The sequence below is a fragment of the Azospirillum sp. genome (assembly GCF_035628975.1).
Taxonomy (GTDB): Bacteria; Pseudomonadota; Alphaproteobacteria; order Azospirillales; family Azospirillaceae; genus Azospirillum.
On sequence record NZ_DASPIS010000098.1, the window covers coordinates 61,953 to 85,258 of the forward strand.

At 67.5% G+C, this 23,306-nt stretch carries 33 protein-coding genes; 3 read left to right on the forward strand and 30 right to left on the reverse strand.

Annotated elements, in window-relative coordinates:
* Position 1: 1 nt before the first annotated feature.
* Complete coding sequence (locus VD964_RS21430; protein ID WP_324870521.1) at positions 2-4,864, reverse strand: hypothetical protein; 4,863 nt, start codon at positions 4,862-4,864, stop codon at positions 2-4.
* A 108-nt stretch (positions 4,865-4,972) separates the two neighbouring features.
* Here VD964_RS21430 and VD964_RS21435 point away from each other — a divergent pair, with 108 nt between their 5' ends.
* Together VD964_RS21435 and VD964_RS21440 are read left to right on the forward strand one after the other, a co-directional pair.
* Positions 4,973-5,227, forward strand: a complete 255-nt coding sequence (locus VD964_RS21435) for a BrnT family toxin (protein WP_324870522.1) — start codon at positions 4,973-4,975, stop codon at positions 5,225-5,227.
* A complete protein-coding gene (locus VD964_RS21440) occupies positions 5,224-5,532 on the forward strand; it encodes a BrnA antitoxin family protein (RefSeq protein ID WP_324870523.1) in 309 nt (102 codons plus the stop codon). Before VD964_RS21435 ends, VD964_RS21440 begins: the two co-directional genes overlap by 4 nt.
* Positions 5,533-5,538: 6 nt before the next feature.
* On the opposite strand, the gene VD964_RS21445 is transcribed toward VD964_RS21440, so the two are convergent.
* The 5 genes from VD964_RS21445 to VD964_RS21465 all read right to left on the reverse strand — a co-directional run bounded on the left by VD964_RS21445 (position 5,539) and on the right by VD964_RS21465 (position 7,916).
* Complete coding sequence (locus VD964_RS21445; RefSeq protein ID WP_324870524.1) at positions 5,539-5,802, reverse strand: hypothetical protein; 264 nt, start codon at positions 5,800-5,802, stop codon at positions 5,539-5,541.
* Positions 5,799-6,161, reverse strand: coding sequence for a hypothetical protein (locus tag VD964_RS21450; protein WP_324870526.1), 363 nt, complete (start codon positions 6,159-6,161; stop codon positions 5,799-5,801). The genes VD964_RS21445 and VD964_RS21450 overlap by 4 nt, the downstream gene beginning before the upstream one ends.
* Positions 6,162-6,255: 94 nt before the next feature.
* Positions 6,256-6,747 (reverse strand): hypothetical protein, encoded by a 492-nt coding sequence (locus VD964_RS21455; protein ID WP_324870527.1) that lies wholly within the window; start codon positions 6,745-6,747, stop codon positions 6,256-6,258.
* Between the two features lie 11 nt (positions 6,748-6,758).
* Positions 6,759-7,202: a hypothetical protein gene (locus VD964_RS21460; protein ID WP_324870528.1), complete on the reverse strand. Its 444-nt coding sequence runs from the start codon at positions 7,200-7,202 to the stop codon at positions 6,759-6,761.
* A 9-nt stretch (positions 7,203-7,211) separates the two neighbouring features.
* Positions 7,212-7,916: a hypothetical protein gene (locus VD964_RS21465; RefSeq protein WP_324870529.1), complete on the reverse strand. Its 705-nt coding sequence runs from the start codon at positions 7,914-7,916 to the stop codon at positions 7,212-7,214.
* A gap of 29 nt (positions 7,917-7,945) precedes the next feature.
* Between VD964_RS21465 and VD964_RS21470 the strand changes: the two genes are divergently transcribed.
* The gene (locus VD964_RS21470; RefSeq protein ID WP_324870530.1) at positions 7,946-8,146 is read left to right on the forward strand and encodes a hypothetical protein; all 201 of its coding nucleotides are present in this window, start codon (positions 7,946-7,948) and stop codon (positions 8,144-8,146) included.
* Positions 8,147-8,148: 2 nt separating this feature from the next.
* Here the strand turns inward: VD964_RS21470 and VD964_RS21475 are convergent, their stop codons facing one another.
* From VD964_RS21475 to VD964_RS21590, 24 genes are all read right to left on the reverse strand, one after another.
* Positions 8,149-8,469, reverse strand: a complete 321-nt coding sequence (locus tag VD964_RS21475) for a hypothetical protein (RefSeq protein WP_324870531.1) — start codon at positions 8,467-8,469, stop codon at positions 8,149-8,151.
* Positions 8,466-9,035, reverse strand: coding sequence for a phage head-tail connector protein (locus tag VD964_RS21480; protein WP_324870532.1), 570 nt, complete (start codon positions 9,033-9,035; stop codon positions 8,466-8,468). The genes VD964_RS21475 and VD964_RS21480 overlap by 4 nt, the downstream gene beginning before the upstream one ends.
* A gap of 45 nt (positions 9,036-9,080) precedes the next feature.
* Positions 9,081-9,509, reverse strand: a complete 429-nt coding sequence (locus tag VD964_RS21485) for a hypothetical protein (RefSeq protein ID WP_324870533.1) — start codon at positions 9,507-9,509, stop codon at positions 9,081-9,083.
* Positions 9,510-9,570: 61 nt separating this feature from the next.
* Positions 9,571-10,833, reverse strand: coding sequence for a phage major capsid protein (locus VD964_RS21490; RefSeq protein WP_324870534.1), 1,263 nt, complete (start codon positions 10,831-10,833; stop codon positions 9,571-9,573).
* Between the two features lie 9 nt (positions 10,834-10,842).
* Entirely contained in the window at positions 10,843-11,679 is an 837-nt protein-coding gene (locus tag VD964_RS21495) for a head maturation protease, ClpP-related (RefSeq protein WP_324870535.1), read from the reverse strand.
* The gene (locus VD964_RS21500) at positions 11,657-12,943 is read right to left on the reverse strand and encodes a phage portal protein (RefSeq protein WP_324870536.1); all 1,287 of its coding nucleotides are present in this window, start codon (positions 12,941-12,943) and stop codon (positions 11,657-11,659) included. The genes VD964_RS21495 and VD964_RS21500 overlap by 23 nt, the downstream gene beginning before the upstream one ends.
* A gap of 6 nt (positions 12,944-12,949) precedes the next feature.
* Positions 12,950-14,629, reverse strand: a complete 1,680-nt coding sequence (locus VD964_RS21505) for a terminase large subunit (protein WP_324870537.1) — start codon at positions 14,627-14,629, stop codon at positions 12,950-12,952.
* Between the two features lies 1 nt (position 14,630).
* Positions 14,631-14,978 carry a hypothetical protein gene (locus VD964_RS21510; RefSeq protein WP_324870538.1) on the reverse strand — a complete coding sequence of 116 codons (348 nt, stop codon included), beginning with the start codon at positions 14,976-14,978 and terminating at the stop codon, positions 14,631-14,633.
* 174 nt (positions 14,979-15,152) lie between these two features.
* Complete coding sequence (locus VD964_RS21515; RefSeq protein WP_324870539.1) at positions 15,153-15,479, reverse strand: HNH endonuclease signature motif containing protein; 327 nt, start codon at positions 15,477-15,479, stop codon at positions 15,153-15,155.
* A gap of 2 nt (positions 15,480-15,481) precedes the next feature.
* Positions 15,482-15,673 (reverse strand): hypothetical protein, encoded by a 192-nt coding sequence (locus tag VD964_RS21520; protein WP_324870540.1) that lies wholly within the window; start codon positions 15,671-15,673, stop codon positions 15,482-15,484.
* A 79-nt stretch (positions 15,674-15,752) separates the two neighbouring features.
* Positions 15,753-16,070 (reverse strand): hypothetical protein, encoded by a 318-nt coding sequence (locus VD964_RS21525; RefSeq protein ID WP_324870541.1) that lies wholly within the window; start codon positions 16,068-16,070, stop codon positions 15,753-15,755.
* A gap of 11 nt (positions 16,071-16,081) precedes the next feature.
* Positions 16,082-16,246, reverse strand: a complete 165-nt coding sequence (locus tag VD964_RS21530; RefSeq protein ID WP_324870542.1) for a hypothetical protein — start codon at positions 16,244-16,246, stop codon at positions 16,082-16,084.
* A 165-nt stretch (positions 16,247-16,411) separates the two neighbouring features.
* Positions 16,412-17,125 carry a hypothetical protein gene (locus VD964_RS21535; RefSeq protein ID WP_324870543.1) on the reverse strand — a complete coding sequence of 238 codons (714 nt, stop codon included), beginning with the start codon at positions 17,123-17,125 and terminating at the stop codon, positions 16,412-16,414.
* Positions 17,122-17,277, reverse strand: a complete 156-nt coding sequence (locus tag VD964_RS21540) for a hypothetical protein (RefSeq protein WP_324870544.1) — start codon at positions 17,275-17,277, stop codon at positions 17,122-17,124. The genes VD964_RS21535 and VD964_RS21540 overlap by 4 nt, the downstream gene beginning before the upstream one ends.
* The gene (locus tag VD964_RS21545) at positions 17,274-17,960 is read right to left on the reverse strand and encodes a recombinase family protein (protein WP_324870545.1); all 687 of its coding nucleotides are present in this window, start codon (positions 17,958-17,960) and stop codon (positions 17,274-17,276) included. The genes VD964_RS21540 and VD964_RS21545 overlap by 4 nt, the downstream gene beginning before the upstream one ends.
* A gap of 28 nt (positions 17,961-17,988) precedes the next feature.
* Positions 17,989-18,936 carry a DUF7221 family queuine tRNA-ribosyltransferase-like protein gene (locus tag VD964_RS21550; protein ID WP_324870546.1) on the reverse strand — a complete coding sequence of 316 codons (948 nt, stop codon included), beginning with the start codon at positions 18,934-18,936 and terminating at the stop codon, positions 17,989-17,991.
* On the reverse strand, positions 18,936-19,496 hold the full coding sequence (locus VD964_RS21555; protein ID WP_324870547.1) for a hypothetical protein: 561 nt from the start codon (positions 19,494-19,496) through the stop codon (positions 18,936-18,938). The genes VD964_RS21550 and VD964_RS21555 overlap by 1 nt, the downstream gene beginning before the upstream one ends.
* A gap of 7 nt (positions 19,497-19,503) precedes the next feature.
* Positions 19,504-20,313 (reverse strand): helix-turn-helix domain-containing protein, encoded by an 810-nt coding sequence (locus VD964_RS21560; protein ID WP_324870549.1) that lies wholly within the window; start codon positions 20,311-20,313, stop codon positions 19,504-19,506.
* 6 nt (positions 20,314-20,319) lie between these two features.
* Complete coding sequence (locus tag VD964_RS21565) at positions 20,320-20,514, reverse strand: hypothetical protein (RefSeq protein WP_324870550.1); 195 nt, start codon at positions 20,512-20,514, stop codon at positions 20,320-20,322.
* A 50-nt stretch (positions 20,515-20,564) separates the two neighbouring features.
* Positions 20,565-21,389: a DUF2303 family protein gene (locus VD964_RS21570; RefSeq protein ID WP_324870551.1), complete on the reverse strand. Its 825-nt coding sequence runs from the start codon at positions 21,387-21,389 to the stop codon at positions 20,565-20,567.
* Positions 21,390-21,392: 3 nt separating this feature from the next.
* A complete protein-coding gene (locus tag VD964_RS21575) occupies positions 21,393-21,719 on the reverse strand; it encodes a hypothetical protein (RefSeq protein WP_324870552.1) in 327 nt (108 codons plus the stop codon).
* 88 nt (positions 21,720-21,807) lie between these two features.
* Positions 21,808-22,290: an RNA polymerase sigma factor gene (locus VD964_RS21580; RefSeq protein ID WP_324870553.1), complete on the reverse strand. Its 483-nt coding sequence runs from the start codon at positions 22,288-22,290 to the stop codon at positions 21,808-21,810.
* A 2-nt stretch (positions 22,291-22,292) separates the two neighbouring features.
* The gene (locus tag VD964_RS21585) at positions 22,293-22,802 is read right to left on the reverse strand and encodes a hypothetical protein (protein WP_324870554.1); all 510 of its coding nucleotides are present in this window, start codon (positions 22,800-22,802) and stop codon (positions 22,293-22,295) included.
* Positions 22,802-23,176: a hypothetical protein gene (locus tag VD964_RS21590; RefSeq protein WP_324870555.1), complete on the reverse strand. Its 375-nt coding sequence runs from the start codon at positions 23,174-23,176 to the stop codon at positions 22,802-22,804. The genes VD964_RS21585 and VD964_RS21590 overlap by 1 nt, the downstream gene beginning before the upstream one ends.
* Positions 23,177-23,306 lie beyond the last annotated feature (130 nt).

Here is a 23,306-nt window from a genome sequence, read left to right on the forward strand (position 1 = left end):
CTTATTGTCCGTAGGTGCCGGTTCGGCGCGGGCGCGCGTCACGGTCTGCCGCTTCCGTCCGGAGCTTGGACAGTTCGGCCGCTTGCTTCTTGTTCACGGTTTTCAGTTCGCTGTTCTCGTAGACGAGCGCCTTCAGCAGGTCGACGGCATCATCCAGGCGGCGCTCCATGCCCCTGAAGTCGACCGTCACCCCGCCGGAGCCGCCGGACTGTCCGCGGAACGGCACGACGTTGCCGCCCCACCGGTCGTTCGCAGCCCAGGATCGGGCGATGTCCATGCTGACGGAGTGCGGATAGACCCGCTCGCCGCCCGCCATCTGGACAAGCTCCCTGCCCTGCTCGCCCACCCAGGCCATGCCCGGAGGAGCGCTGTCCGTGCCCACCGCATAGCCGGGGATGCCGTGGCTCTTGGCATACCCGCGCATGGCGTTCTCGTATGCGTCCTTCTTTCCGTACGCAGCGATCCAGCTATTCACCTCGTTCGGATCGCCGTTGCCGCCGTACCCCACCGAGCGCAGCACCCCCATCCAGTCGGCGGCGGGGATGTTGAGGTTGGCGATGTCGCTGGAGGCCGAGTAGCGCAGCGGGTTGTTCTGCCAGCCCAGCTTGTAGTCCGCAGCCGACAAGATTTGCTGCATGACCGCAGGGCCTTGGCTCTGCGCCCATTGAGCGATGGCCGGGAAGTTGGACGAGTTCAGACCGGAGATGACCGAGTTGATGTCGGCCTGCGCCGGCTGCTGGGTCGCCTTCAGCATGTCCTGCTGGAGGGTGATCAGCGTGTCCAGCCGGTTGACCTGCTGCGCCGCAAGCGTCACCTGTCGCGACGCCACGCTCTCCACGCCCGTCAAGCCTTCGCTGACGTGGTTGAAGATGCTGACGTAGCCTTCGGACGAGGCGTGGAAGCCACGGGCCAGACCAAGCACCGTGTCCTTCATCGCCACGGCCTGAGTGCCAGCATCGACATCCCCGGCGGCCGCCTTGGCCGTCAGGTCGTCAAACTGGCGCATCGCCTCCTTCAGCTTGGCTTCCGGCGACAGGGTCGAGTAGTCGCTCACAAGGAGAGACGACACGGCGTTGCCGGCGGACTTCTGGAGGTTTTCCCATGCCGTTTTGGTGGACTGCGCTGCGCTCCGCTGCTCGTTGAGCCCGGCGATGCTCTCGCTGATGTTCGACTGCAGGATTTGGCCCCACAGCGTCTGGAACTGCGTCGCCTGCTCTGTCGCCGCCGCCGCCGCCGTGATGGAGCCCGCCATGGTGGCGATGTTGCCGCCGAAGGTCTGCACCACGTCCGTCAGCTGGTCCGCGGTCAGCGTCTTCAGCAGCCCCACCAGCGAGGCGTTGAAGAGTTGCTGCGCCCGCGTTGCCGGCTCACCAACCGCCGCCAGCGACTTGCTGTTGGCGGTCAGGGCGTCGAGGAAGCCGGTGATCTGGTTGACGTAGCCACGACCGGACGCCTCGGCGATCTGCTGGTCGAGGGACTTGTTCAGGTTGGCCGCGAGACGAGCCTTGGTCTCCTTCTCGATCTGGTCCACATAGGTGACCATCGCGGGGTTGAGTTGGGCATAGGCCTCCCGCGCTGCCTGGAACTGCCCGGTGAGAGCGGCCACGTCCGTCTGAACCTGGGTGAAGTCCGGCGGGTTGCGAAGCTGGTCCAGGTAGGCCTTGAGTTGGTCAGTGGCGAGCGCCTTATAGGCCCCGTCGATGCCCAGCTTCTGCGCCCTCGCCAGTTCCTCGAACATCGGGGCGAAGCTCTCGGCCGTGGCCTTCTTCGCCGCGTCCGTCACCCCGCCCAGCGTCTTGACCATCTCCCGCAACGCCGTGTTGCCGGCGTCGATGGAGGCGCCCAAGCCGATGTCCTTGGCAGCCTCTTCCCAGTCCTTCGCCTTGGACGCCTTCAGCGCGGCGAGGGTGTTGGTCCCGCCGTCCTTCAGGCCGCCTTGGTCAAGCAGCGTGTACCGCAGCAGCCCGGCGATGTCCTCGCCGAACTCCTTGTAAGGCACGCTGCCACCGACGTAGAGGCCGTTCTTGGCCGTGCTGCCGATGCCGAAGTCCTTCACCAGCGAGCCGCCGCCCATGGCCGCGATGGAGTAGATACCGGACAGGGCAGTGCCCAGCGCCTGGCCGGCGGCCGGATCGCCGTCGTTGTCGGTCAGGATGTTGCCGTAAGTCGCCGTTTTGCCGTTGCTGGCAATCGTCACGTCAGCCGAGGCCGTCTTGCCGACGGTAGCCTTCTGCGTGCCGATCATGCCCATGATCGCGCCGGCAATGGCGCCGATGGCCGTCCCGATGCCGGGGACGATGGAGCCTGCCAGGGCCATCGAGGCGACCGCGCCGGCCGCAGCGCCGGAGATGCCGCCCACCGCCTTGCTGTTCGTCTGCGTGCCGAGATAGCCGCCAACGAGGCCGCCCGCGCCCGCGCCTGCGCCTGCAGCCCCGAGGTAGGCGGAGAGGCCCGTGCCGGCCGGGACGTAGCCCGCCGCCCCGGACAGCGTCGGACCTTGAGCAACCGACCCGATGCCAAGGCTTTCCGCCCCCCACAGGTCGATGGACGACATGATGCTGCTGGTCCACGAGTTCGGCACCAGCTTCGAGCCCAGCGACAGGGCTTGGCCGCCCATCCCGCCCATGCCGCCGTTCTGGTTGGCGGCTGTGTAGGTCTGGCCGTTCAGGGTGATGGTCTGGCCGCCAGACGTTGGGGCCTGGATGCCGAACAGCGAGGGCACCGCCCCGACGATCTGCTGAGTGATCGGCAGGACGATGTTCGCCTTGATCGCCTCGATGGCGATCCGCTTGAACAGGTCTCGGAAGCTGTCAACGATGCTGGTCTGCTTGTCCCGAAGGACAATCGCGTCGTAGAGCGTTTCGCTCCAGTCCTTCGCGATGTCCTCGGCAACGCGAGTGATTTCCTCCTGGTACGCCTTGATGGCCTGCGTGTCGGCGATCTGCTCCTGAAGCCCGATCCACTTCCGGGCGGCGTCCGAGGTCGTGTCGCCCCACTCCTTCACGGCGTCGCGCTGGATCTGAATGGACTTCAGCGCCCTGTCCCGCACGCTGGCCGACTGCCCCATGAGGGACAGTTCCTGCTTAGCGTAGGCAAGCTGCTCCTCCGCCCCCTTGATCATCTTCTCGTCGGCCGCGACACGCTTCCACCGCTCGGCTTCCTTGACCTTCGCCGCGATGGCCTTCCCCTCTTCCGTCGAGGCGGTTGTGTGGGCTTTCGCCAGTTCGGCGGCGACGCGGGTTTGGGTGTTGGCCTCAGCCTGCTTGGAAGCGCTCATGCCGGCTATTTCGGCAAGGCGCTTCTGGGCCGCAACATCGCGGTCCAGTTCGTCTACGACCTTCTTCCGCGTCTTTTCGAGGGTCTCCGCGGCGCTCGCCGCCTTCTTGGAGGCCTTTTCGTCCTCCTCCATGGCGTCGATGCGCTTCTGCTCCGCGACCCACTCGTTGATCAATGCCTTGGTGCCGGCGTCGATCTCGGTTTGACCGGCCTTCCTTGCGCGGGTCAGCGCCTCGGTCTCCAGGCGAGCGCGCAGCTTGCCGGCATTGCTCAGATCCTCATTGTCAGCGAGGAGTTTGGTCGCGGCGATCTGCTGGCGAAGGCTTTCCCGACTGTCTTCAAGCGCGTCGCGGTTCCGCTTCAGCGCGCCCGATCCCTGCTCGGTCGCTACGCGCACCTCTCGCGCACCGTCGTTGTATTGCCCGAGAGTGCCGCGCAGCACCTCAATTTCCTGCCGAAGCTCCTTCACCTTTCCGGAGTTCCACAGGTAGTTGATGGCTATGCCGGCCGCTGCCGCCGCATCGGTCGTCCCCATCATGCCGGCTTCGAGCGCCTTCAGTTCGGCGTCGGCCTTCGTGAGCCTCTTCTGGGCGGCATCGACCGCAGCTCTGCCCTCAGCCTCAAGGGCCGCGCGAACGCCCTCCGAGGCGCCTTTCATCTCCTCGCTGGCGCGCTTTGCGAATTCCAAGGCCTTCGCGTAGTTGGTGAAGGACGTTGAGGTGAGTTCGGCCTCGTCGCCGCTGCTGGACAGCACGCCGGCCAAGATGCCGCCGACATTGACGACGGCACCGATAGCCGCGCCCATCGGCCCAAGCGACCCGAGCAGCTGGCCGAGTTGCATGCCGGCCGCCGTTGCCACGTTGCCGCCATAGGCGACTTGGTTGGCGAAGTCCTGCACCTGGAAGCCAACCTGACCGATGGTCGCGTTGAAGTTGCGGCCAGATGCCGCAGCCGCTTCCTGGGCGCGGGCCGCCCGCACTGTGGCCGCGGTGCCGGCGGCCATGGCCTGGCCTTGCTGTTGCGCAGCCTGGGCCGCAGCCTTCTGCTGCTCCGTCAGCGCAGCGAGGAGGCGCTGGGCGCGCTCCATCTGCGGGCCGCCTCGCTCGATGACCCCGTTGAGATACTCCTTGGTCTGTGCCAGCCGGTTCTCGGCAGCAATGGCCGGGGCGTACTTCGCCTCGATGGCGGCCAAGCGCCGCTCTTGATTGCTCAGCCCGGCGGCCATCCGTTCCGTCGAGGCGACGGCAGCGTCTTGCGCCTTCGACAGCCGATCCTGTGCGCGCGATGCCGTTTCAGTCGCCTGAGCAACTCGCTCCGCCGCCTTCGCGGCCTGCTCGCTCTGCGCGCCGAACTTCTCGGCGGCCTTTGCCGCGCTCTCCTGGGCCTTCTGGACGCGCTCCGCCGCCCGGTTCACCGCGTCCTGCGCCTTCTGGAGGCGCTCGGAGGCAGCCGTGAGCACGTCGGATGCCGCCGCGGCGTTCTTGTTGGCGGCCTTCACCTTCTCCGACGCAGCTTCGAACTCCTTGGCCCCGGCGACCGCGCCGCGGGCGTCGTAGACAAGGGCCGTGGTTGCGGTTTCTTGGGTCATGCGGCGCTCCAATGCGAAAAGGCGCCGCGGACTGGCCGGGCGCCTTCTGTTTTTCCGTAGCTACGTTTAATGTGGACAGCGCCATTTTATGGCGTTACATTAATTCGCATGAAGATCGTCTACGACCCTCCCAAGCGCGCCTCCAACCTCGACAAGCACGGGTTGGACTTCGCCGACCTGGAGGACGGGGCCTTCTTTGAAGACGCCGTGGTGATCCCATCCCGCGATGGCCGCTTCAAGGCCGTTGGCTGGCTTGGCGCCATCATGGTGGTCGTCGTGGTGTTCAAGCCGCTGGGAACGCAAGCGCTCTCCGTCATCAGCATGCGCCCCGCGAACCGCAAGGAAAGGACGCTCCTGCCATGACCGACGACCGGAAGCCCTCGCCCGAGTTCCAGCCCGGCCGTGGATACAGCAAGGAGGACTGGGACGAGGTGTCCGACAACCCGGAACTGACGGAGGAGGAGATGCGGCAAGCCCGGCCCTTCGCCGAAGTGTTTCCGGAGTTGGCCGCCAGCATCAAGCGGCGCCCAGGTCGCCCGCCCGCCGAGAACCCGAAGCTGCAGGTCACCATACGGCTGGACGCCGAGGTGGTGGAGCACTTCAAAGCTGGCGGGCCGGGCTGGCAGTCCAGGATCAACGAAGTGCTGCGAAAGTCGGCGGGGCTCTGACCGCCATCAGCGCTTACCCTTCGCCGCCTCCTGCCGCAGGAACCCGAACAGCAGCTTCGCCGTGGAGGCCGGTTCCGCCTTCTTGGGCGCCTCCTCCACCGCCGGTTCCTCTTCCGGCGCGACGCCGTTCAGCATGTTCTGCAACTCGATCATGCCATCAAGGGCCAGTTCGATCTGGGGAATGGAGGCCCCGAGCACCACGTCGGGCGGCCATTTCAGCCACCCGCAGCCGCGCCGAAACAGCAGCTCGTGGTACTCGTCCTGGGTCATTCGTCGTCCGGGTCGTTTCCCTTCGACTTTCCCTCGTCCTCCGCGGTCGCCTCCTCGATGGGCCGGCCGCCGTTGGCGAGGATCGAGACGAACTCGACCAGGGGCAGCATCAGGCTGCTGATGCCGGCGGACCACACCTTATCGCGCAGGCCCTTGGTCTCGGCCTCGGTCTTGAGGCCCAGGCCGTGCTGGATGACGGTGACGAAGGCGTCCAGATCGGAGGCCAGGAGCTTCTGGTGCGCCGCCTGGAAGCCACCGAAGGCGCGGGAAATGCGCGTCGCGGCGCCCAGCGTCGGCACCAGGGTCTTTTCGTCGTCGCCGAAGGTGATGGTGACTTCGCCGGTCGTGATCTTGGACATGTCGGGATCCTTGCGTGTTGGGGTGTCGGGGTGTCGGGAAATGAGCGGCGCCGCCCCGACAGCAGCGCCGCTCGCCCACGCGCGTGGGATGGGGTTACGGCGTGCCCGCGACGGCTTCGCCGACGAAGACTTCCGAGTTGATTTCCAGGCCGATGGTGGTCTTCACCGTGTCGGCCGAACCGCCGGGGGCGATGGTCGCGGAGGTGACCAGGGCGCGGAAGAACGCGCGGGTCGGCTTCGAGCCGGTGTTGCCGGTGTCGTCGCCCAACACGACCTTGATCGGGTAGTCGCCCTGCTTGTCGGCGGCGGCGAGCTGCGCCGCGATCTGGCCGTCATCACTGCCGTCGCGGGCGCAGGTGATGGACAGGCTGCCGTTGTCCAGGGTGGTCTTGTATTTCCGACGCAGGCCGTCGCCAACCGGCGTGAAGTTGCCGGTCTCCCAGCGGGTGCCGAACTCGGGGATGCTCTCGGCGAGGCCGATCTCTTCCCAGTCGGTCAGGGCGTCCCAGGCCGCCAGGGTGGCCGCCGTCGCGGTCTTGGGGCCGATGTAGATCTTCGCGCCGATGGCGGCGGTCAGCTCGCTCATGATGATGCTCCTCAGACGGTGTAGTGACAGGTGAAGGGGATGGAGACCGACACGCGCCAGAACAGGCCGTCGTCGTCGCCCTTTTCGCCGCCCCCGAGTTCGGGAGCGCCGGTTTCGACCCCGCCGAAGCGGGTGACGCGGAAGAGTTCGCCCAGGGACCGGGCCAGACGCCGCGCCTCGTCGTCTCCGGTGCCGACCGGCACGAAGACGTGAGCGAAGATCACGCCATCGTCGCGCGCGGCCCGCTTGCCCACGGAGCCGATGACCGAGCAGTCGGAGCCGGCGGCCAGGATCTCCAGATGCACCCACGTGTCTTCCGGCGCGGGGTCGTACCGGTCGCGGTTGCCGGGCTCGGCAGGACGGAAGACGCCGCCGTTCTGGTAGGTCACAGGCGTGTCGGTCCATTCCGCCTCCAGCTTTCGCCGGATGGCGGTGTGCGCGTCTGGCGCTGCCATGGGGGCCTCTTATTCGGATCGAAGGATCAGGGCCGGATAGGTCATCTGCTGGCCGGCGGCGGTGTCCTTGCGCGTCGCCAGATGCTTCCGGCCGGCGCGATAGGCCGAACTTTGCCGGTTCTGCTTCGCCAGCCTCAGTTGCGACCGGCCCTTGAGCACATAGCCGCCCTGGAGCGTGATGAAGTCGACAGAGGCGTAGACGCCAGGGAACTGGCGGAAAACCTCCTGCCTTAGGCGCTCAACGATGCCGGCCGGAAGTCTCGCCATCGCCTTGCCCGTGCGCCAATGGTTGGCGTTGACGGTCATCTCCAGCTTGCGGTGGTAGGGCTTGTCGTTGGTGACGACGATCTCGCCCGTGTTCGGCACGCCCTCGGCCGGGACCTGCTTGCCGCCGGCCATGACGAACCACGCATCCTTGTAGGCTCCGCTGTCGACCGGCGAGAGTTCCTGCGCCCGCCGGAGCGCGAAGGCCGCCACCTCCGCCAGCCGGTGGAATTCGTAGCGGATCACGCCGCCGAACTTCACGCTGTCCTCGGAAGCCCCCTTCCGGCCGTCCACGAAGGTGACGACCTGCGGCGGCGTCTTGGATTGCGCCAAGTGCTCGACCAAGCCCTTGCGGGCGATCTCTGCGTGCCGCTTCTGAGCCTCGGGGGGCTTCAGCCGCGCGACGGCCACGTTGATGACGCGCTCGAATGCGGCGGTCGACCGTGCCATGATCCCGCTCCAATTTTCGAGAGGTAACGATGTACGAAAAGATGCTTCAACCAGCCGCCCACGCACGCCTATCGGTTGACATCTTTGTCATGAGCGCCAGCGAGATCGCGGCTGTGAAAGCGGCGGCCTTCAAGGTTGCCACTGCCGAAAACTGCAATGTGCAGGTGGACGAAAGCGACCGGGACAAGGTGCGCGTCATCTTCACCTCTCACCCCTCGCAGTGGCCCTGAGCCTACCCCCTCACCCACACCACGAAGCCAACCAGCGTCTCGGCGTCATACAGCGGCTCCGCCCCCTGCACTGCCCCGCCGTCGAGGAAGTCGCCCTTCTTCGGAGGCCCCGGCCAGCCGGCGGCGGCGATGTCGCGCTGTGCGATCCGCACCTTGCGATCCCCCTGCACCACCAACCCGACCAGTTCGGTGGGCTGGTAGAAGCGCGCCTTGCCGTAGACGGTGCATTCCGCGAAAGCGACGGTCGTGCCGATGCGGCGTTTCAGCGACATTTGCCGGCCGGCCCGGCGGAGGCTGTCGGCGAAGCGGTCGGCGGCGGTCATCCGATCACCATCGTGCGGTAGGCGTCCAGGCGGTCAGCGATGTCCGCCGGCAGTCCGCCGCGCATCACGACCTTGTCCGGATCGGTCCAGCTCATGCGCTCGACGTCCGGGTTCTCGTAGGACCGCAGCATCGGATCCCGGCACCGGGCAAAGTAGCCCAGCTTGACGACGTCGATACAGCAGCGCTCGACATCGGGCGGGGTGGCGCTGTAGCCCGCGGTATAGGTGACCGCCACCCGCCCCGCCGGCCAGCCGATGGAGCAGCCGGAGCCGTCCAGGCGTAGCAGGAAGCCGGCGCCGGGGCTCTCCACCTCATAGGCGGCCGGGTCCAGCGTCTCGCCGTTCAGCAGGACGGACGCGACCGACACGACCGGCGTGCGCTCCAGGATCAGCCGCTCCCGCCATCGGGCGATGCGATAGGTCTCCGTCGCGGCTGCGGCGGCGAAGGATCGGCCGCAGAACGTCTCGATGGTCGCGCTCGCCTGCTCGATCAGCGTCGTCAGGAGCGTGTCGTCCGCGTCCGGGCTCTGCAGCTCGGCTTTCACCTTGGCGAGCGTGGTCAGCATGTCGGGAACTCCGAAATGGGGCGGCGCAGAGCCGCCCCGTCAGGGTCAGGCGACCGGATAGACCGCCGGATGGCCCTTCACGACCACGGCGGAGATGCCGGTGCCGGTGCCGTGGGTGCCGGAGAAGTCGGCCAGCAGCTTCAGGTACCGCTTGCCGCCGACGTAGCCGATCTTCGTCACGTCCGAGGCGGCCTTGGCCGCCGTCAGCGCCTTGACGATGCCGTTACTGACCGACGCCACGCCCAGCAGGTCCGACGCAGCGACGGCGGCGTAGGTCGTGTCGTCGTCGCTGTGGGTCAGCACGAACTCGATCTTGTTCGAGGTCGTGAAGGTGATGCCGCCGGCGCCGATCGACAGGATGATGGCGGCGGCATTGAAGCCGGCGAGGTCGATGGCGGCGGGGGTGTTGTCCGCCGTGTAGACGTTCGGCGCGATCGCTTCCACGACCGCGACGTTGCTGTGCATATCGCGCATGGGTGGCCCTCCTAGGCCGGGAAGAAGGAGCGCGGCGAGGGCTGGCCTCGCCGCAGCAGGATCAGGCGACCTTCAGGAACTTGATGGCCTCGTAGTTCTGCACGCCGCCAGCCACACGCTTGGTCGTGTAGAACAGGACGTTCGGCTTGCTGGTGTACGGGTCGCGCAGCACGCGGACGCCAACCCGATCCAGGATCAGGTAGCCGCGCTTGAAGTCGCCGAACGCGATCGGGAACTTGTTGGCGGCGATCGCCGGCATGTTGTCGTCGGTCTGCACCGGCTTGCCCAGGATCGTCGGCAGTTCGGCGGCGGCGGTCGGGGCCGCCCACAGGTAGTTGCCGTCGGCGTCCTTGAACTTGCGGACCGTGCCCATGACCGCGTCGGACATCAGCCACGCCGCGCCGTTCCGGTAGCCGGCCTTCAGCGCGTAGTAGAGGTCGATCAGGGCGTCGGCGCCGTTGTGGGTGGCGTCCGTCAGGCCGCCGGACACGCCCGACGCGATGAAGCCGATCTTGCCCCAGGCATAGTTGGCGTTCGCCACCGTGTCGTAGGCCAGCAGGCCCTTGGGCTTCTTGTTGCCATCACCGGCAACGAAGGCCGCGCCCTCCTGCTCGGAGAAGGCGATCGACACCTCGTCGGCCAGCCAGGCCTCGATATCCATGTCGCCGTCGTCCAGCATGGTCTGGGTCGCCACCGGCTGGGCATACAGCTCCATGGCGTTGAATTCCAGGCCACCCAGGCGCGGCGTGCTGGTCTCGGGGCGGGCGTCGTTCTCGCCGACCCAGCCTGCGGAGGCGCCGCCCATGTTCACCAGCTTCTTGTAGGTCGGCGCGCCCATCCGGCGGACGGTCGCCAGCGAGCGCATCGCCGACATGGTGCCGAGCACGCGATCGATGCCGGCTTCCATCTCCTCCGGCACCACATAGCCGCCGTCCGGATCGCTCTGGGTGGTGAGCTTGGCCTTCACCTCCAGCTCGCGCAGGTTGGCTTCGGTGCCCTTGCGGAAGAAGCGGCCGAAGGCGTCCTTGTGCTCGGCCTTGGCCGGGTCGGCCTTGCCGGCGCCGCCGAGCTGGCCGGCGGCCATCTTGATGTTCAGGTCGTCCAGCGCCTTCTGCAGGCCGGTGATCTCGGTGTTGATGCGGTCGACCTTTTCGGCCTGCACGACATCGCCCATGCCCTTGCGGATGTCGGCGATCTGCTTGTCATTCTCGGCCTTGAACGCCTCGAAGGCGGTCTTGATGCCGGCGACCAGGGCGACGGGATCGTTGGCGTCCGCGCGCACGGCCGCGATGCCGCGGAACCGCGACATGGAAACGTGGTTCATTTGGGCCTCTCAGGGCTTGATGGTGGAAAGAAGGTCCGCCAGGGAGGCGGTCAGCAAGCCAGCGCGCGGCGTGGCAGAACCGGCAGCGTCGTGCGTACCGGAGGCTTCGCGCAGCATGGAACGCCGCTCGGACCGCGGCACCCCCTGCTTGGCGAGAAGAGCGTCAATGCGGCGCCGGGCCGCGATCTCGGGCCGGAGCGAGGCGGACGCGGCGGGCTCCGGCATGTCGTCCACGCCGTCGGCGAAGCCTTTGGCGACCGCGTCACCGGCGCCCAGCCACGTCTCGGCGTCCATCATGGCCGCCACATCCTCGCGCTTCTGGCCGGTCCTGGCGGCGTAGATGTCGGCCATGGCCGCATCGAAGGGCTCCAGAACGTCCGCCGACGCCCGCATGTCGTGACGGTTGCCGATCGCGACCGCCCAGGCGTTGTGGATCATCAGGAACGACCCGGCGCCCATGCGGATCTCGTCGCCGGCCATGGCGATCACGGAGGCAGCCGAGGCGGCGTAGCCCATGACCTTCACCGTCACCTTCGCGGGGTGCTCGCGGAGCAGGTTGAAGATCGCCAGCCCCTCGAAGAAGTCGCCGCCGGGCGAATTGACGTTGACCGTCACGTCATGCTTGCCGATCGCCCGCAGGGCGCCGGCCATCCGCTTCGCCGTCCAGCCGCCGCCGGTCCAGGCATCCTCGCCGATCACGTCGTAGAGGCTAATTGTCGACGGGTCATCAGCCTCCGCCGCCATCGGGCCACCTGACCAGCGGGCGAGCGCGTCGCTTGGTGCATCCCAGGACAGGCCGTCCGGCCGGTCGAATGCCTTCACCTCAGGCAGGCTGCGCAGGCTCATTGCCCGATCCTCCTTCGCTTGCCGGGGGCGTCTTGCGGCCATATCCGGGCTGCAGTTTCGATGCGTCGCCGCTCTGGCGTGGCAGCTCGGACAGGCCGCGGACCTCGTCCACCATCATCCAGGGGTCATGCCCGCCGGCGCCGAGGGCCTTGGCGAAGAACTCGGCCTGATCCTTCGGCGTGCCGCGGAGCAGGGCCTTCTCGTTGAACTTGGCGTAGTAGCCGTCGCGCTCGCCCTCGGTGAGCAGCACGCGGCTAACCTCCTCCTCCCAGGCCTTGAACCAGGGGGCGAGGCCGTACTGGATGAAGAAGAGGCCAAGCTGCGCGATACCGCTGCCCCAGGACGTCTCGTCCATCATCAGCAGCGGGCGGGGCACGTCGAACGCCCGGGCCACCTCCTCGATCTGATGGCGGCGGTTCTCCAAGTGCTGGCTCTCGACGGAGGTCTGGGCCAGCTTCTCAGCTTTCAGCCCCTCCTCGAAGACCGGCCACCCCTGCGCACTCTCGGCGCCCCGGTATTCCTCCATCTGCTCCTTGAGCCGGTCGATCGCGTCCTTCGACAGCCGGCCGGTGGTCGTCAGATAGCCGCCCAGCATCATGCCGTTCTTGAACAGCTTGGACGCCGCCTGCTCGGCCCGGAGCGCGAGGCCGATCGCTTCGCGCGCCAGCTTCACCCGGCTGACGCCCTCCAGGCCGTCCAGGGACACGTCGCGCAGATGGAACATCTCCGCCGCCGGGATGGTCATCACGCCGCCGTCGCGCCGGGTGTAGCGGTATTCCACCGACCAATCGTCGTTCTGCCTCACCTCCACGCGGGACGGCTCCAGGGGGAACAGCCGGACGATCCGGCCGCGGGAGCGGACCGGGTAGGCGTAGGCGCTGCCGTGGAGGAGCGCCCGCGCCTGCATGGTCGACTTGAAGGTGAACGGCGTCTGCCAGTCGTTCGGCGCCTGCATCAGGATCCGATAGAGCGGATGGTCTGTCGCCTTCTCCACCGCCTCGCCGGCCTTGAAGAGCTGCAGCGGCAGCATCCCGATCGTCTTGGAGATGACCGAGACACAGCGCAGCACCGCGGCGTTCCGCAAGGCCGTGTCGGCGTTCACCACCGCACCGGATTGCGTTTCGCCGCCGGCGCCGCGCATGAAGTCCTTCAACGCCGGATCATCCAGGCTGTCAAAGACCTGCGCCATCACCCCCATCGCGTGGGCGACAGCATCGGCGTCGCGGGCTTTCTGCCCACGCCCGAACAAGCCGAAGAGTGCCATGTCGCCTCACACAAAAAGGATGCCGCGCGCCTCGTAGACCGAAGGCCCTTTGGCCTCCGGGTTCCGCTCCATCAGCTTCGCCGCGTCGAAGGTCGCCATCAGCGGGTCGATCTTCGCGTAGCCGCTCGCCTGCTTCGTCACGAGGAAGGCGTTCTTGGTCGGCTCCACCCGGGCGTTGCCGACGCACCAGTTCATGAGCGGCTGCCCGCCATGGACGAAGGAGCCGTCGATCAGCTTGCGCTCCAGGCCCTTGATGGCGCCGGTCAGGACGTATCCCTGCCCGATGCCGGCGACCTGCTTGCTGTCCTCGGTCACGCCGATCTCTGCGAGCGCGTCCACGATGCCGGCAAGGCCGATGGTGTCGACGCCGACGCAGGCCAGCAGCCCGGCCTCGTTGATCCGGGCGACCACCTCCACCACCCCGTCAAGATCCTCGGGATAGTCGCGGATAACCGTCATGTCGCCGCTGGCCTTGAACCCCTCGTAGGTCGTGACGTTCTCCTTGCGCCGCTCCAGCGCCTTGGGGTGAGCCCAGGCGTGCGCCCAATGGAGCCAGCGGCGGGTTTCCTTCTCGCGACCGATCACGGCCAAGCCGAGCAGGTCGTCCGCGCCGCCGCCGTCGATGCCCACCGTCACCACCTCGGATCGCTCCAGGAGGCGGTCCAGGGTCAAGCCCGGCTCGGCCGCACCTTCCCAATAGTCCGCGCCGGCCCACCGGTCGGACCGGAGGTTCAGGCCGATCTCGACGTTCAGGTGCTTGGCGAGGAAGCCCCGCAGCGACTCCTCGCCGGAGTTCTCGGCCTTGCCGAACTCTCGCTCCAGGAACTCCTCATCCACCGACGCGCCGATGTTCGGGTTCGTGATGTAGAAGTTGGCCCGTTGCAGATAGGCCTTCCCCTCGACCATGCTCCCCGGGAACTCGTAGAGCACCGGGAGGAACTGCGGGTCGATGACCTTCCCGTCGCGCACGTCCCGGGCGTAGTTCAGCTTCTGCCGGAACACGCCGGCCGGGGGTTCGTCCGACTGCGTGGTCAGGTAGATCACCAGCCCCTCGGGCCGCGACGCCAAGCCGCCCATGGCCTCCCGGAACATGTTCTCGGCATTCGGCCGCTTGCCGAACAGCCATAGTTCATCCACCAGGACGATGATCGCCTTCTTGCCGCCCACGGTGTCGCTGTCGGCGGCCACGACCTTCAGCGTGGCGCCGGTCGTCTTGTGGGTGATGGTCCGGATGTGATCCTGGACGTGCAGCAGTTCCGACAGTTCCTCTGACGCCCGGACCATGTCAGCGGCGGGGCCGAAGGAGTTCTTCGCGATCTCGACCGTGGGCGCGAGGATGATGAACTCGCCCGACATCCGCCAATTGCGGATCAGGGCCGTCAGCATGATCCCCGCGGCGATGGTCGACTTCGAGTTCTTCTTGCTGACCAGCAGCAGCGTCTCACGGATGAGGCGCCGGCCGGTCGAATGGTCGTAGGCGCCGAACAGGGCGGACGCATAGTCCATCACCCAGGGGCGGCAGCAGTCGGCGATGGCTGGGCTGCCGGGCGCGTCCACGATCCTAAGGTCGCGGAACACATCCAGCGCGGCCTCGGCCTCCGCCGGGAACAGCGGGGCGAACGGGATCAGGCTCTCGCCCGCCAGGATGCGCCGCTCCCAGTCCGGGCAAGCAGTCGACCACTCCATGTCAGTTCAGCGCCGGACGGCCGCCGGGGGGCGGAGGCGGGGCGAACTTGCCGGTGGCGCGGCTCTTGGCGGCCTCGGCCTTCTGCTCCTTCTTGCCCATGCCCTGCTCCCCCATCTTCGGCTTCTGGTAGGGCAGCACGGCGACCGCCGCCGTCAGCCGCTCTTTGATTTCGACGTCGGGGCTGTTGACCACCGCCATCAGGAACTCTTCGGCGTTCTGGAACTCGGCGGACGCAGGGTCGAACCGCTCCAGAACGGCGGAAACCTCACGGATTTCCTTGCTTTTCGGTGCCTCAGTGCCGGCCGTCTTCTTCCGACCGGCGCCCGGGCGGAAGCCGCCGCGCGCCATCGCTCAGGCCCTCTCGTTTGATTTCAGCGAATTCATACGGGGGAGGATTATCCGCAAATGAGCCCGTACCGGTGTCAGCCCCCGGTTCGGCCCAGACTTTCGATCCCCCCTCCCCCATCAGGCAATCGCGCCGGGTCAAGGGGAAAATCGCGCCCCGATGTCGATTTCTGCGCCTCAGCCCCTTAGCCTGCGCGCCCTCACCTGGGCGGTCTTGGCGTTGTGGCAGGCGAGGCACATCAGCTCCACGTTGGCCGGGTCCAACTCGGCGCCGCCGTCCTTGCGCTCGCGCTTGTGGTCGCCGATCAGCCTGACGGGCGCGCCATCGTCCTCATGCGTCTTGCCGCACCGCTCGCACCGGCGGCCACGCTGACGGATCAGGGAGGACCGCAGCGCCCGCCACTCGGGGCTGGCGTAGAACCGTTCGGCCACTTTTGGCGCAGGCTTGGCCGTCCGCATGTCGAGCGAGCCGACCAGCGGCGGCAGGGAGCGGAGCTTGCCCATCGTCACCCCACCGGCTGCGGCACGTCGACCGTCCAGCCATCCATCGCACCCACGGCGATGCGCCCATCAGGCACGTCACCCATCAGAGGCCGGACGAAGCGGGAGGCGTCGGCGTAGCCCATGGCGATGGCGATCTCCTCGGCAGCGTCGGCAGCATCGGCGATGGCCTGGGAGAGGGGCTTATCGGTCATCATCACCACCACTCTCCAGCAATCAGGAGGGCAAGAGCGAGAGAGGCGCAGGCCCCCAAGGTGAGCAGTTCGGCCGTCATGGTCAGCCCTGCCCCGTCAGCTTGCCGCCGCGCCACGCCAGCAGCGTCTTGAGGATCTCCGAGCCAGCGTAGCCAGCACAGGTGCCGATGCCCGTGGCGGTGAGCGTGTCGGCGTTCATCTGCTGCGCGACAGCACCAGCAGCGATGGTGATGGCGCCCATGGTCGGCAGGTCCAGCACGACCATACGCACCAGCCCCTTCCATCCGCTGTGGCGGGCTTCACGAGACCAGCGCGCTACCATGCCGGCAGCAACGCCGATGGCGGTTGGAGCCAGGGACCGCGCCATCTGGGCGAGGTCGTGGGCAGTGGGATCGGCCATGGCGTGACTCCTCACAGGCCAGCAGCGCGGAGGACGGTCAGCACGTTGACCGGGTGTCCGTCGAGGAAGAAGCCGAGCGGCCCGCGCAGGGTGACGCGCGATCCGAGGATCTTCCGGGCTTGGTCGAGCTTGGTCGGGCAGCCGGCCTCGCCCTCGTCTTTCTTGGGTTTGGTCATCGGCAGCTCCAGAAACGCGGAAACCCCGCGCGGCGGGTGCCGGCGGGGTCCAACTGGGCGCGCTTCGCGCCTCTCCTCTGTCAAGTACACCGAGATTACTAACAAATCGTAAACGAATAGGGGGTAGAGCGTGAAAATCGCCTGACACATGGCGACCATGAGGGGTCATATGACGCCCGTCACCCCCCATGACGTGAGCGATGCGCGCTTGAGTTGCTCAGCCACAGCTTCCATCGCGGCGTCGAACCGGTCGGCTATCGCGTGCCCATGCTCCCACAGGCCAATGCTGGGCCAGTATTCCAGCGGGCAGTACAGCACCTCCACGCTCTCGGCCTTGTGTCCCACCACCTCGCGCCGTCCGCGCCCGCGGAACTCCTTCACCGGCACCATCTCGGCGACGCGCTCGGCCACCACCATGCGATAGGTGACCCGCTCGCCAGCGAACACCGCCTTGCCGTGGCGGTTGGCTTCCTCGAAGTCCTCGGGGCGGGGCGGCTCGGGGAAGGGCGTTGGCTGCACGACCGGCCGATCCGGCGGGCAGCCAAGCCGCGCATGCTCGATGACCAGCAGCCGGTCGGCCTCGGCCAGCGTCCACAGGGCGGCGATGACGGGCCCGACATCGCTGTGCCGCTCCCTGCCCAGCCCCTTGTGCTGGCCGCCGTCGACCCAGCAGCCGATTTCCGCATAGCGGAGCATGTCCGCGACACCATCGGTGCTCCAGGCGCAGGGCTCGTCGTCCCAGCCGGCGGCCTCGCCGATGACCCGCTGGTCCCGGATGGCCCACACGACCATGTCCCAGGCGCTCCCGCTGCGGGTGCGGGCGGTCACGGGCACCGGCGGACGGGTGGCGAAGGTGGCGGGTGCGGGCATTGCGGTCATTGTGCGGTCTCCCGGATGGCGAGTTCGCTGAACGCTTCCCAGGCGGCGTCCAAGACGATGAACCCCTCTTCGGTGTTGGGGGCAATCATGCCGGCGGAGAACAGGAGCCACTCGGCGATGCCCTGTCGGATCGTGTCGATGAGGCGCTTCACGCTTCGGCTCCTTCAGCTTGCAGGGCCGGAGCCCGGTCGAGATAGCGGCGGACGGTCGCGAAGCTGACCTTCACCCCCTCCGCCGTGAGAGTGTCGGCGATCTGCCGGAGCGAAAGCCCGGACGCCTTCAGGTCGGCCATCCGGGCGACGAGGCGGCGCTGCTGGTCCTGGCCGGTCAGCTCCTTCCGCTCGCGGTCCAGCGTCATGCCCAGCGGGGTCCGACCGCCGGTGCGCTTGCCGTCCCGCTTCATCTTCGCGGCGACGGCGGCGGTCCGCTCGGAGACCGCCTCCCCTTCCCGGTGCGCGAAGGCGGCCAGCACGGTGAACAGCAGCCGGCCGACCCCGGTGGAGGGATCCTCCGGCACGTCGGCGAACCGGATGGCCACACCCGCCTTGGCCAGCCGGGAGACGGCGGCCAGGGCGTCGGCGCTGTCGCGAAACATGCGGTCGACTTTGCTTGCGAATACTTGATCGCCCGCTTCGATGGCGGCCAGCAGGCGGCGACCCTCCGGCCGGTCGGCGAGGGGCGTCTTGCCCGACACGCCGGCTTCGGTGAACCAGTCGGTGACCTCCAGACCGGCCCGCCCGGCCATGGCCTCGATGACGGCCTTTTGCTGAGAAAGGCTATGCCCTTCAGAGGCTTGCTCGTCGGTCGAGACCCGGATGTATCCGTATGCAGCCATGCTGTATCAGCCCTGTTGTGTCATTGTGTCATTCGCCGCGTGTCGGCTGCGAAGATGAAACAAAACCGTTCGCAAAGTTTACGGCGTTTTTCTTTGAAGCAACGCCCAAGTATTCCCGCCACATCTTATGCCCCGCAATCCTTAACCACCTTTCCACTGCTCCGGAATAGTCACACTCCAGAACTCGCCACCCCTCCCCCGCTCGCGGATGCTTTGGAAACTTCTGCGGCGAGGATCGCGCGAGCAGGCTGTGTTGCACCGGCATTGTCTCAATGCGGTCCCTGAAGGCGGCAGCCTCGCGCCAGTCGTTGGCGTTCCGCCCCTGCTTCCTGGCGGCGAAGCTCCAGGCCATGCTATCGGCGGTCGCCAGCAGGTCGCGGACCAAGCCGGATTGCAGAGCCGTCGTCTTGATGCCGAAGCCATGCAGCTGAAGGTCCGGCCGCGCGCGTTTCACGGCCAGCAGCACCTCCTCGATGGCAACCGGATCGCCGTTGCGCTTGCAGACGCTGCCGACACCCACCCACATGCCGCGGGACAGGCGGTCGCCGTACATCTCGATGTGGCGGACGTAATCCTCCGGCGCGTAGCCCTGGAGCACCGGCATGATGTAGACCCCGCCCGTGTCGCAGGCGGTCAGCGCGTCGTAGCGCTCAACGGTGAGCTGCTGGTGCTCCTCGATGGTCTTGCCGGTGATCGCCAGCATGTGCGCCTCGCACATGTAGTCCTGCGCCACCGCGGCCAGCAGGTTGCCGTTGTGCGCCCACCGGCGGATTTCCGCGGCGTAAGCCTCGGGCGGATCGGGATAGCCGCCATGGGTCAGGATCGTCGAGAAAGCCCCGCTGTCCATGATCCAGTCGTTGACCGGGAACCGGCCCTTGCGCTTGCGCAGCCGGTTCACACTGACGAAAGCGGCCTGGACCTTGCCGGCATCGCACGGCTGGTGCATCCCGACGAAGAACCGCATTTCCTCCCCCATCACGCCACCTCCCCTTCGCGCCGCTCGCCGGGCATCCCCTTCAGCGCGATCCCGGCGTTCCGGAGCAGTTCCTGTACCGACGCCTGAGCCTCGGGTGTCGCGACATACGGCGCCTCCTCCGCCGGCTTCCCGGCCGGTCCGGTCAGGCGCGCATAGGCGATGGCCTGCAAGCGGTCGCGCTTCTGGCGCAGCGCCTTCTCCTCGTCGTCGAGGAACGGCGCCAGCTCCTCGAAACCGGGGAAGAACCGGAACCGGCGGGCAGCGCGCTTCAGGCTGGCCTTCGTGAAGACGCCGGCCGGGTATTCGTCCATCAGGGTCAGCAGGATGGAGACCTTGGCTTCGACATCAGCGGCGGTCAGCTTTGTGGACGAGGCGTTGGCGTTGCCGAGCGCCAGCAGCCAGCCCTTCATGGCGCCGGTCGACGCCTCGGAAAGCTGCACGGTCTCGACCCACACCAGCTGCTCGCGGGCCTCCTGCGCCATGTCCGGGGTGACGGTCGCCGGCAGCTTCCAGGCGCCGGGCTTCAGGTCGAAGCCGTGTTCTCCCATCACGCTGACCATCGGGGTCTCAGTGGCGGCTTTCAGCGAAGCGCTGAGCGGCCTCGGCCCATCCGTTGCCGTGGCGAGGGCGGGCGTCTGCGCGGTCGGTCGGTCGATGTGTCCCATTGGCGGCGGTTCCTTCGGGCAGGGGCTTGGTTCGGTTGGCGTGGGCTTCGGCGATGGCGCCTTCGAAGTAATCCAGGCCGCGTGGCGGTCCCTGGCCTCGGCGCCGGCGATTGCCCATCAGCCGTTCGACGGTGGGGAGAATGTCCAGATCGGGGGACCAGCCGGCCTTCAGCCAGACGATCACCCGGCCGTAGTCGCCGAACCAGCTGGGGCTTTGGTCCCATCCGGTGGAGGCGGCGATGCGCTCGCCAACGGCGACATGCTCGGCCTTCGGATCGACAGCCGCGGGTGCGGTGGCAGCAGCAGGATCCTTGATAGGTTCTATGGTAGGTTTGGGTGCAGATTTCGCACCCCTCACTGTCGTTTTCTGCACCAGTGCAGATTTCGCACCGGTGCAGATTTCGCACCCCTCATCAGAGCTATCGGGGGCAGACAGGGACGCGAGAGTAGGGACATCGATCCTATACTCGCGAGGCTTTCGCGCCCCTGCATCCGCTTCCCGAACCAGCACCAGCACCCCCGCCGACTCCAGACGGCGTAGGGCGTCCTGGGTGGTGCGCTCACTGATCCCGCAATCGGCGGCCACGCGCTTGACGGTCGGGAACACGCGGCTCCCGTCGTCGTCGGCGAAGTCGCACAGCCGCAGCAGCACCAGCTTCGCGGTGCCGTCGAGCCGAGCCGGCCAGACCATGGATTGCAGGGAGAAGCTCACGAACGGTTACTCCGCGGCCAGCAGATCGGACTGCGCATCCCGCGCCTCAGCGCGCCGGGCCATGCGCGCCAGCTTGTCGGCCATGTCGATCAGCGCCAGCGGCCGAGCCTTGCAGGACGGCTGCTCGATGACGGCCCGGTCCGCCTCCTGCAGGAGGATCTCGGCGGCAAGGCGCAGGCCGGGGGCGGTGTCGGTGGTCAAGTTCGTCTCCATGGAGGGAAGCCCCGGCCGAAGCTGGGGCGCGCCGTCGATCAGCGGATGGTTCCCATGAAGGGCTTGACCCCGGTGTCCGTCCCGATCCAGGCGACGGCTTCGGAGAAGGCCTGCAGTTCGATGTCGTCGGGCTGGTGCAGATCGAACCACATCAGCAGCTTGCCGCCGTCGATGCGGTACCGCAGAAACGCGGTGACCGGCCAAGCCTGCGTCTCCCCCTGGTACACCGGCAGGCCGAGCACGAACTCTTCGGGCACCACGAGGTTGCCCTTGCTGGTCACGCCCTGCGTCGTCTCGTTGTAGGTGAACTGCCGGGATCCGTCGCTGAGACGGGTCGCCGACACGAAGTCGACGGTGCGCTTCGCCTCCAGATGCTTCGCGATCTCCAGGATGTCGGCGCCGCTTGGCTGCCGGATGTCGAGCCGGTTTTCCTCCATGAACCGGACGAAATCGGCCTGCGCCATGGCCCGACCGTCGGCTTCACGCCACCGGCGCCACTGGAGCGACTTCGGCATGGAGTAGATCACGCGCCAGTCGGCCCAAGCCGGCTGCATGGTGGCGCTCTCGGTCGCCGGTCCGTGGTAGTTCAGCACGCCGACGATGGTGGCGGACTGCTGGTCGGCGAACACGACCGAGGCGTCCGTCTTGAAGCGGTTGAAGTAGGTCGCGAAGCTGGCGGCATCGTGAACCGTGACGGAGCCCTTGGCGCGCGAAGGGGCCGGCAGCAGAGCCTCCAGGCTCTCCAGCTTGGCGCCCTGCGGGATGATCGCGTAGGCGGTGCCGTTGTGCTCGGCGCGAGCGCCGCCCAGGCAGATGCCGGCGTCGATGACGGATTGCAGACCGGTGGTTTCGGTGGCGGCCATGGATCAGGCTCCCTTGTTCATGGTGGTGACGTTGGTCATGTCACGGAGCGGGAGCTTTTCCTGCCGCGGGTCGTCGCGGAGCAGGGAGCCGCCGGAGGTGACGAAGAAGACGCTATCCAGCATCGGCGCCGCCGGGATCTTGCTGGTGACCTTCGCCTGCATCAGGACGCTGCCGGCCCCGTTGGGCTTCATGCTGATGGTGATGGTGACGCTCCCGGCCTTGAGCGTTTCGGCAACGGCCATGCCGAGTTCGGTCAGGGCATCGGACGCGCGACCAAGGGCTTCGCCGCCGCCGATCTGCTCGAACACCTCGTTGAATGCCTTACTCATGTTCGGTATGCTCCTGTGGTTGATGTGAATTTCGGCCTTCTGGCCGTTCAGCCCCGCCGCGCCACGGCGGGGTTTTTCTTTGTGCGGTTCACGCCACCCCAGCCATGGCGGCCAGTTGATGCCCCGCACGGGCGGCGCGGGACCGGATGGTGTTGCGCGGGATGCCGGTGCGAGCGGAGATGGCGTCGCTGTCCTCGCCCTCGATCCGCAGCAGAACCAGCGCCTGCCGGAAGTCGGCGGGCAGCCGGTCGATCAGCGACAGCGCCTCGCGCAGTTCGGCGGCGACGGCCTGGACGGCGGGCGCAACGGGCTCGTGGCGGTCGGCGTCGAAGGCGACGTGCGGGACGATGGCCTCGCGCCGCACCTCGTTGATCCGCAGGCGCCGCATCATGACCGATGCCCAGGCGATGAGGTTGGTGCCGGGCTCGAAGCGGTCGCGGTTCTCCAGGCAGCGCACCAGGGTGTCCTGTAGGAGGTCGGCGGCGTCATCGGCGGAGCGGGCGAAGCGGCGGGCGATGGGGCGGAGCTGCGGCAGGAGGTCGATCAGGTCGGCTTCAAAAGTGGCGTCCATGGTCAGCCTCCCATGCAGAGGCTGGACGGCGCCGACATCATCACCGGCAGGCCGTAGATGCGGCCTTCCCGGTCGCTCGTCTCGGCGCGGCGGGAATTGGTCGGGAGCGCGACCCGAACGGCGGCGAAGGCGGACAGGAACAGGTCGTCACCGACGATGGTCGGCGTCGGCTCGTCGTCCTCTTCGACCTCTTCCGGCTCGGCCATGACGCTCTTGGCGGCGCGGCCATCCTTCAGCCTGATTTCCCACAGCTTGCGGGAGATCGTCATGGGAGAGGCGCCGCACCGCTCGGCCATCTCCTTCCTGGTGAGGCCGGCAGCGACCCACTCGCGGAGTTGGCTCACCGTCGCGAGCACCTGCCTCCCGCCGGGCGCAACAGCCGGCAAGCCCATCGCCTTTCGGTCGAGGCGCGCGAGCGACTTCGAAATGCCCAGCCGAACGCCGATCTGAGCGTCGTTCAGGCCTTCGGCGTGAAGATTGCGGGCTATCTCCCGGCGCTCTTCCCTGGTCATCACGCAGCCCTCCGCCATGCGAACCGGCGCTTGCGCGGCTTTTCCGTCCGACCGTCCGCCCCATGGAACGCCGCCTCGGCGAAGCCCTTGCCGAAGTGGACGGCCAGGGCGACCAGATCGGTCAGCGTCCAGCGGGCGGTGCCGTTCAGCTTGTCCATGCACTGGCGCGGGCTGAGGCGCAGGATGCCGGCCAAATGATGGGCGGGCTTCACCGGCGGCAGGCGGCGCCGCACGGCGCGGGTGATGTTGCAGAGGACGATCTTGAGCCCGGAGATACCGCGCAGCAGTGCGGCCTTCCCGCGCTGCCTACGGGTACCACTATTGCTCGTGTTGGGTTCAGAATGATCCCCATGAGAGACGCTTTCGAACAGCATCGGTCAGCCCTCCGCCCGGATATTCTGATGCTGGTGGCGACCGTCACCGCGACGCTGGAACTGCTGGGCCAGATGACGGCAAAAGAGCCGGAGGCTGAGGGGCTGATCCGTGTTGTCCGCGAAACCTGGG

What these genes read in the sequence shown, in the direction of transcription:
- VD964_RS21430 (WP_324870521.1), bottom strand. Translation starts at nt 4,864, where the DNA reads ATGACCCAAGAAACCGCAACCACGGCCCTTGTCTACGACGCCCGCGGC.
- VD964_RS21435 (WP_324870522.1), top strand. Translation starts at nt 4,973, where the DNA reads ATGAAGATCGTCTACGACCCTCCCAAGCGCGCCTCCAACCTCGACAAG.
- VD964_RS21440 (WP_324870523.1), top strand. Translation starts at nt 5,224, where the DNA reads ATGACCGACGACCGGAAGCCCTCGCCCGAGTTCCAGCCCGGCCGTGGA.
- VD964_RS21445 (WP_324870524.1), bottom strand. Translation starts at nt 5,802, where the DNA reads ATGACCCAGGACGAGTACCACGAGCTGCTGTTTCGGCGCGGCTGCGGG.
- VD964_RS21450 (WP_324870526.1), bottom strand. Translation starts at nt 6,161, where the DNA reads ATGTCCAAGATCACGACCGGCGAAGTCACCATCACCTTCGGCGACGAC.
- VD964_RS21455 (WP_324870527.1), bottom strand. Translation starts at nt 6,747, where the DNA reads ATGAGCGAGCTGACCGCCGCCATCGGCGCGAAGATCTACATCGGCCCC.
- VD964_RS21460 (WP_324870528.1), bottom strand. Translation starts at nt 7,202, where the DNA reads ATGGCAGCGCCAGACGCGCACACCGCCATCCGGCGAAAGCTGGAGGCG.
- VD964_RS21465 (WP_324870529.1), bottom strand. Translation starts at nt 7,916, where the DNA reads ATGGCACGGTCGACCGCCGCATTCGAGCGCGTCATCAACGTGGCCGTC.
- VD964_RS21470 (WP_324870530.1), top strand. Translation starts at nt 7,946, where the DNA reads ATGTACGAAAAGATGCTTCAACCAGCCGCCCACGCACGCCTATCGGTT.
- VD964_RS21475 (WP_324870531.1), bottom strand. Translation starts at nt 8,469, where the DNA reads ATGACCGCCGCCGACCGCTTCGCCGACAGCCTCCGCCGGGCCGGCCGG.
- VD964_RS21480 (WP_324870532.1), bottom strand. Translation starts at nt 9,035, where the DNA reads ATGCTGACCACGCTCGCCAAGGTGAAAGCCGAGCTGCAGAGCCCGGAC.
- VD964_RS21485 (WP_324870533.1), bottom strand. Translation starts at nt 9,509, where the DNA reads ATGCGCGATATGCACAGCAACGTCGCGGTCGTGGAAGCGATCGCGCCG.
- VD964_RS21490 (WP_324870534.1), bottom strand. Translation starts at nt 10,833, where the DNA reads ATGAACCACGTTTCCATGTCGCGGTTCCGCGGCATCGCGGCCGTGCGC.
- VD964_RS21495 (WP_324870535.1), bottom strand. Translation starts at nt 11,679, where the DNA reads ATGAGCCTGCGCAGCCTGCCTGAGGTGAAGGCATTCGACCGGCCGGAC.
- VD964_RS21500 (WP_324870536.1), bottom strand. Translation starts at nt 12,943, where the DNA reads ATGGCACTCTTCGGCTTGTTCGGGCGTGGGCAGAAAGCCCGCGACGCC.
- VD964_RS21505 (WP_324870537.1), bottom strand. Translation starts at nt 14,629, where the DNA reads ATGGAGTGGTCGACTGCTTGCCCGGACTGGGAGCGGCGCATCCTGGCG.
- VD964_RS21510 (WP_324870538.1), bottom strand. Translation starts at nt 14,978, where the DNA reads ATGGCGCGCGGCGGCTTCCGCCCGGGCGCCGGTCGGAAGAAGACGGCC.
- VD964_RS21515 (WP_324870539.1), bottom strand. Translation starts at nt 15,479, where the DNA reads ATGGGCAAGCTCCGCTCCCTGCCGCCGCTGGTCGGCTCGCTCGACATG.
- VD964_RS21520 (WP_324870540.1), bottom strand. Translation starts at nt 15,673, where the DNA reads ATGATGACCGATAAGCCCCTCTCCCAGGCCATCGCCGATGCTGCCGAC.
- VD964_RS21525 (WP_324870541.1), bottom strand. Translation starts at nt 16,070, where the DNA reads ATGGCCGATCCCACTGCCCACGACCTCGCCCAGATGGCGCGGTCCCTG.
- VD964_RS21530 (WP_324870542.1), bottom strand. Translation starts at nt 16,246, where the DNA reads ATGACCAAACCCAAGAAAGACGAGGGCGAGGCCGGCTGCCCGACCAAG.
- VD964_RS21535 (WP_324870543.1), bottom strand. Translation starts at nt 17,125, where the DNA reads ATGACCGCAATGCCCGCACCCGCCACCTTCGCCACCCGTCCGCCGGTG.
- VD964_RS21545 (WP_324870545.1), bottom strand. Translation starts at nt 17,960, where the DNA reads ATGGCTGCATACGGATACATCCGGGTCTCGACCGACGAGCAAGCCTCT.
- VD964_RS21550 (WP_324870546.1), bottom strand. Translation starts at nt 18,936, where the DNA reads ATGGGGGAGGAAATGCGGTTCTTCGTCGGGATGCACCAGCCGTGCGAT.
- VD964_RS21555 (WP_324870547.1), bottom strand. Translation starts at nt 19,496, where the DNA reads ATGGTCAGCGTGATGGGAGAACACGGCTTCGACCTGAAGCCCGGCGCC.
- VD964_RS21570 (WP_324870551.1), bottom strand. Translation starts at nt 21,389, where the DNA reads ATGGCCGCCACCGAAACCACCGGTCTGCAATCCGTCATCGACGCCGGC.
- VD964_RS21575 (WP_324870552.1), bottom strand. Translation starts at nt 21,719, where the DNA reads ATGAGTAAGGCATTCAACGAGGTGTTCGAGCAGATCGGCGGCGGCGAA.
- VD964_RS21580 (WP_324870553.1), bottom strand. Translation starts at nt 22,290, where the DNA reads ATGGACGCCACTTTTGAAGCCGACCTGATCGACCTCCTGCCGCAGCTC.
- VD964_RS21585 (WP_324870554.1), bottom strand. Translation starts at nt 22,802, where the DNA reads ATGACCAGGGAAGAGCGCCGGGAGATAGCCCGCAATCTTCACGCCGAA.
- VD964_RS21590 (WP_324870555.1), bottom strand. Translation starts at nt 23,176, where the DNA reads ATGCTGTTCGAAAGCGTCTCTCATGGGGATCATTCTGAACCCAACACG.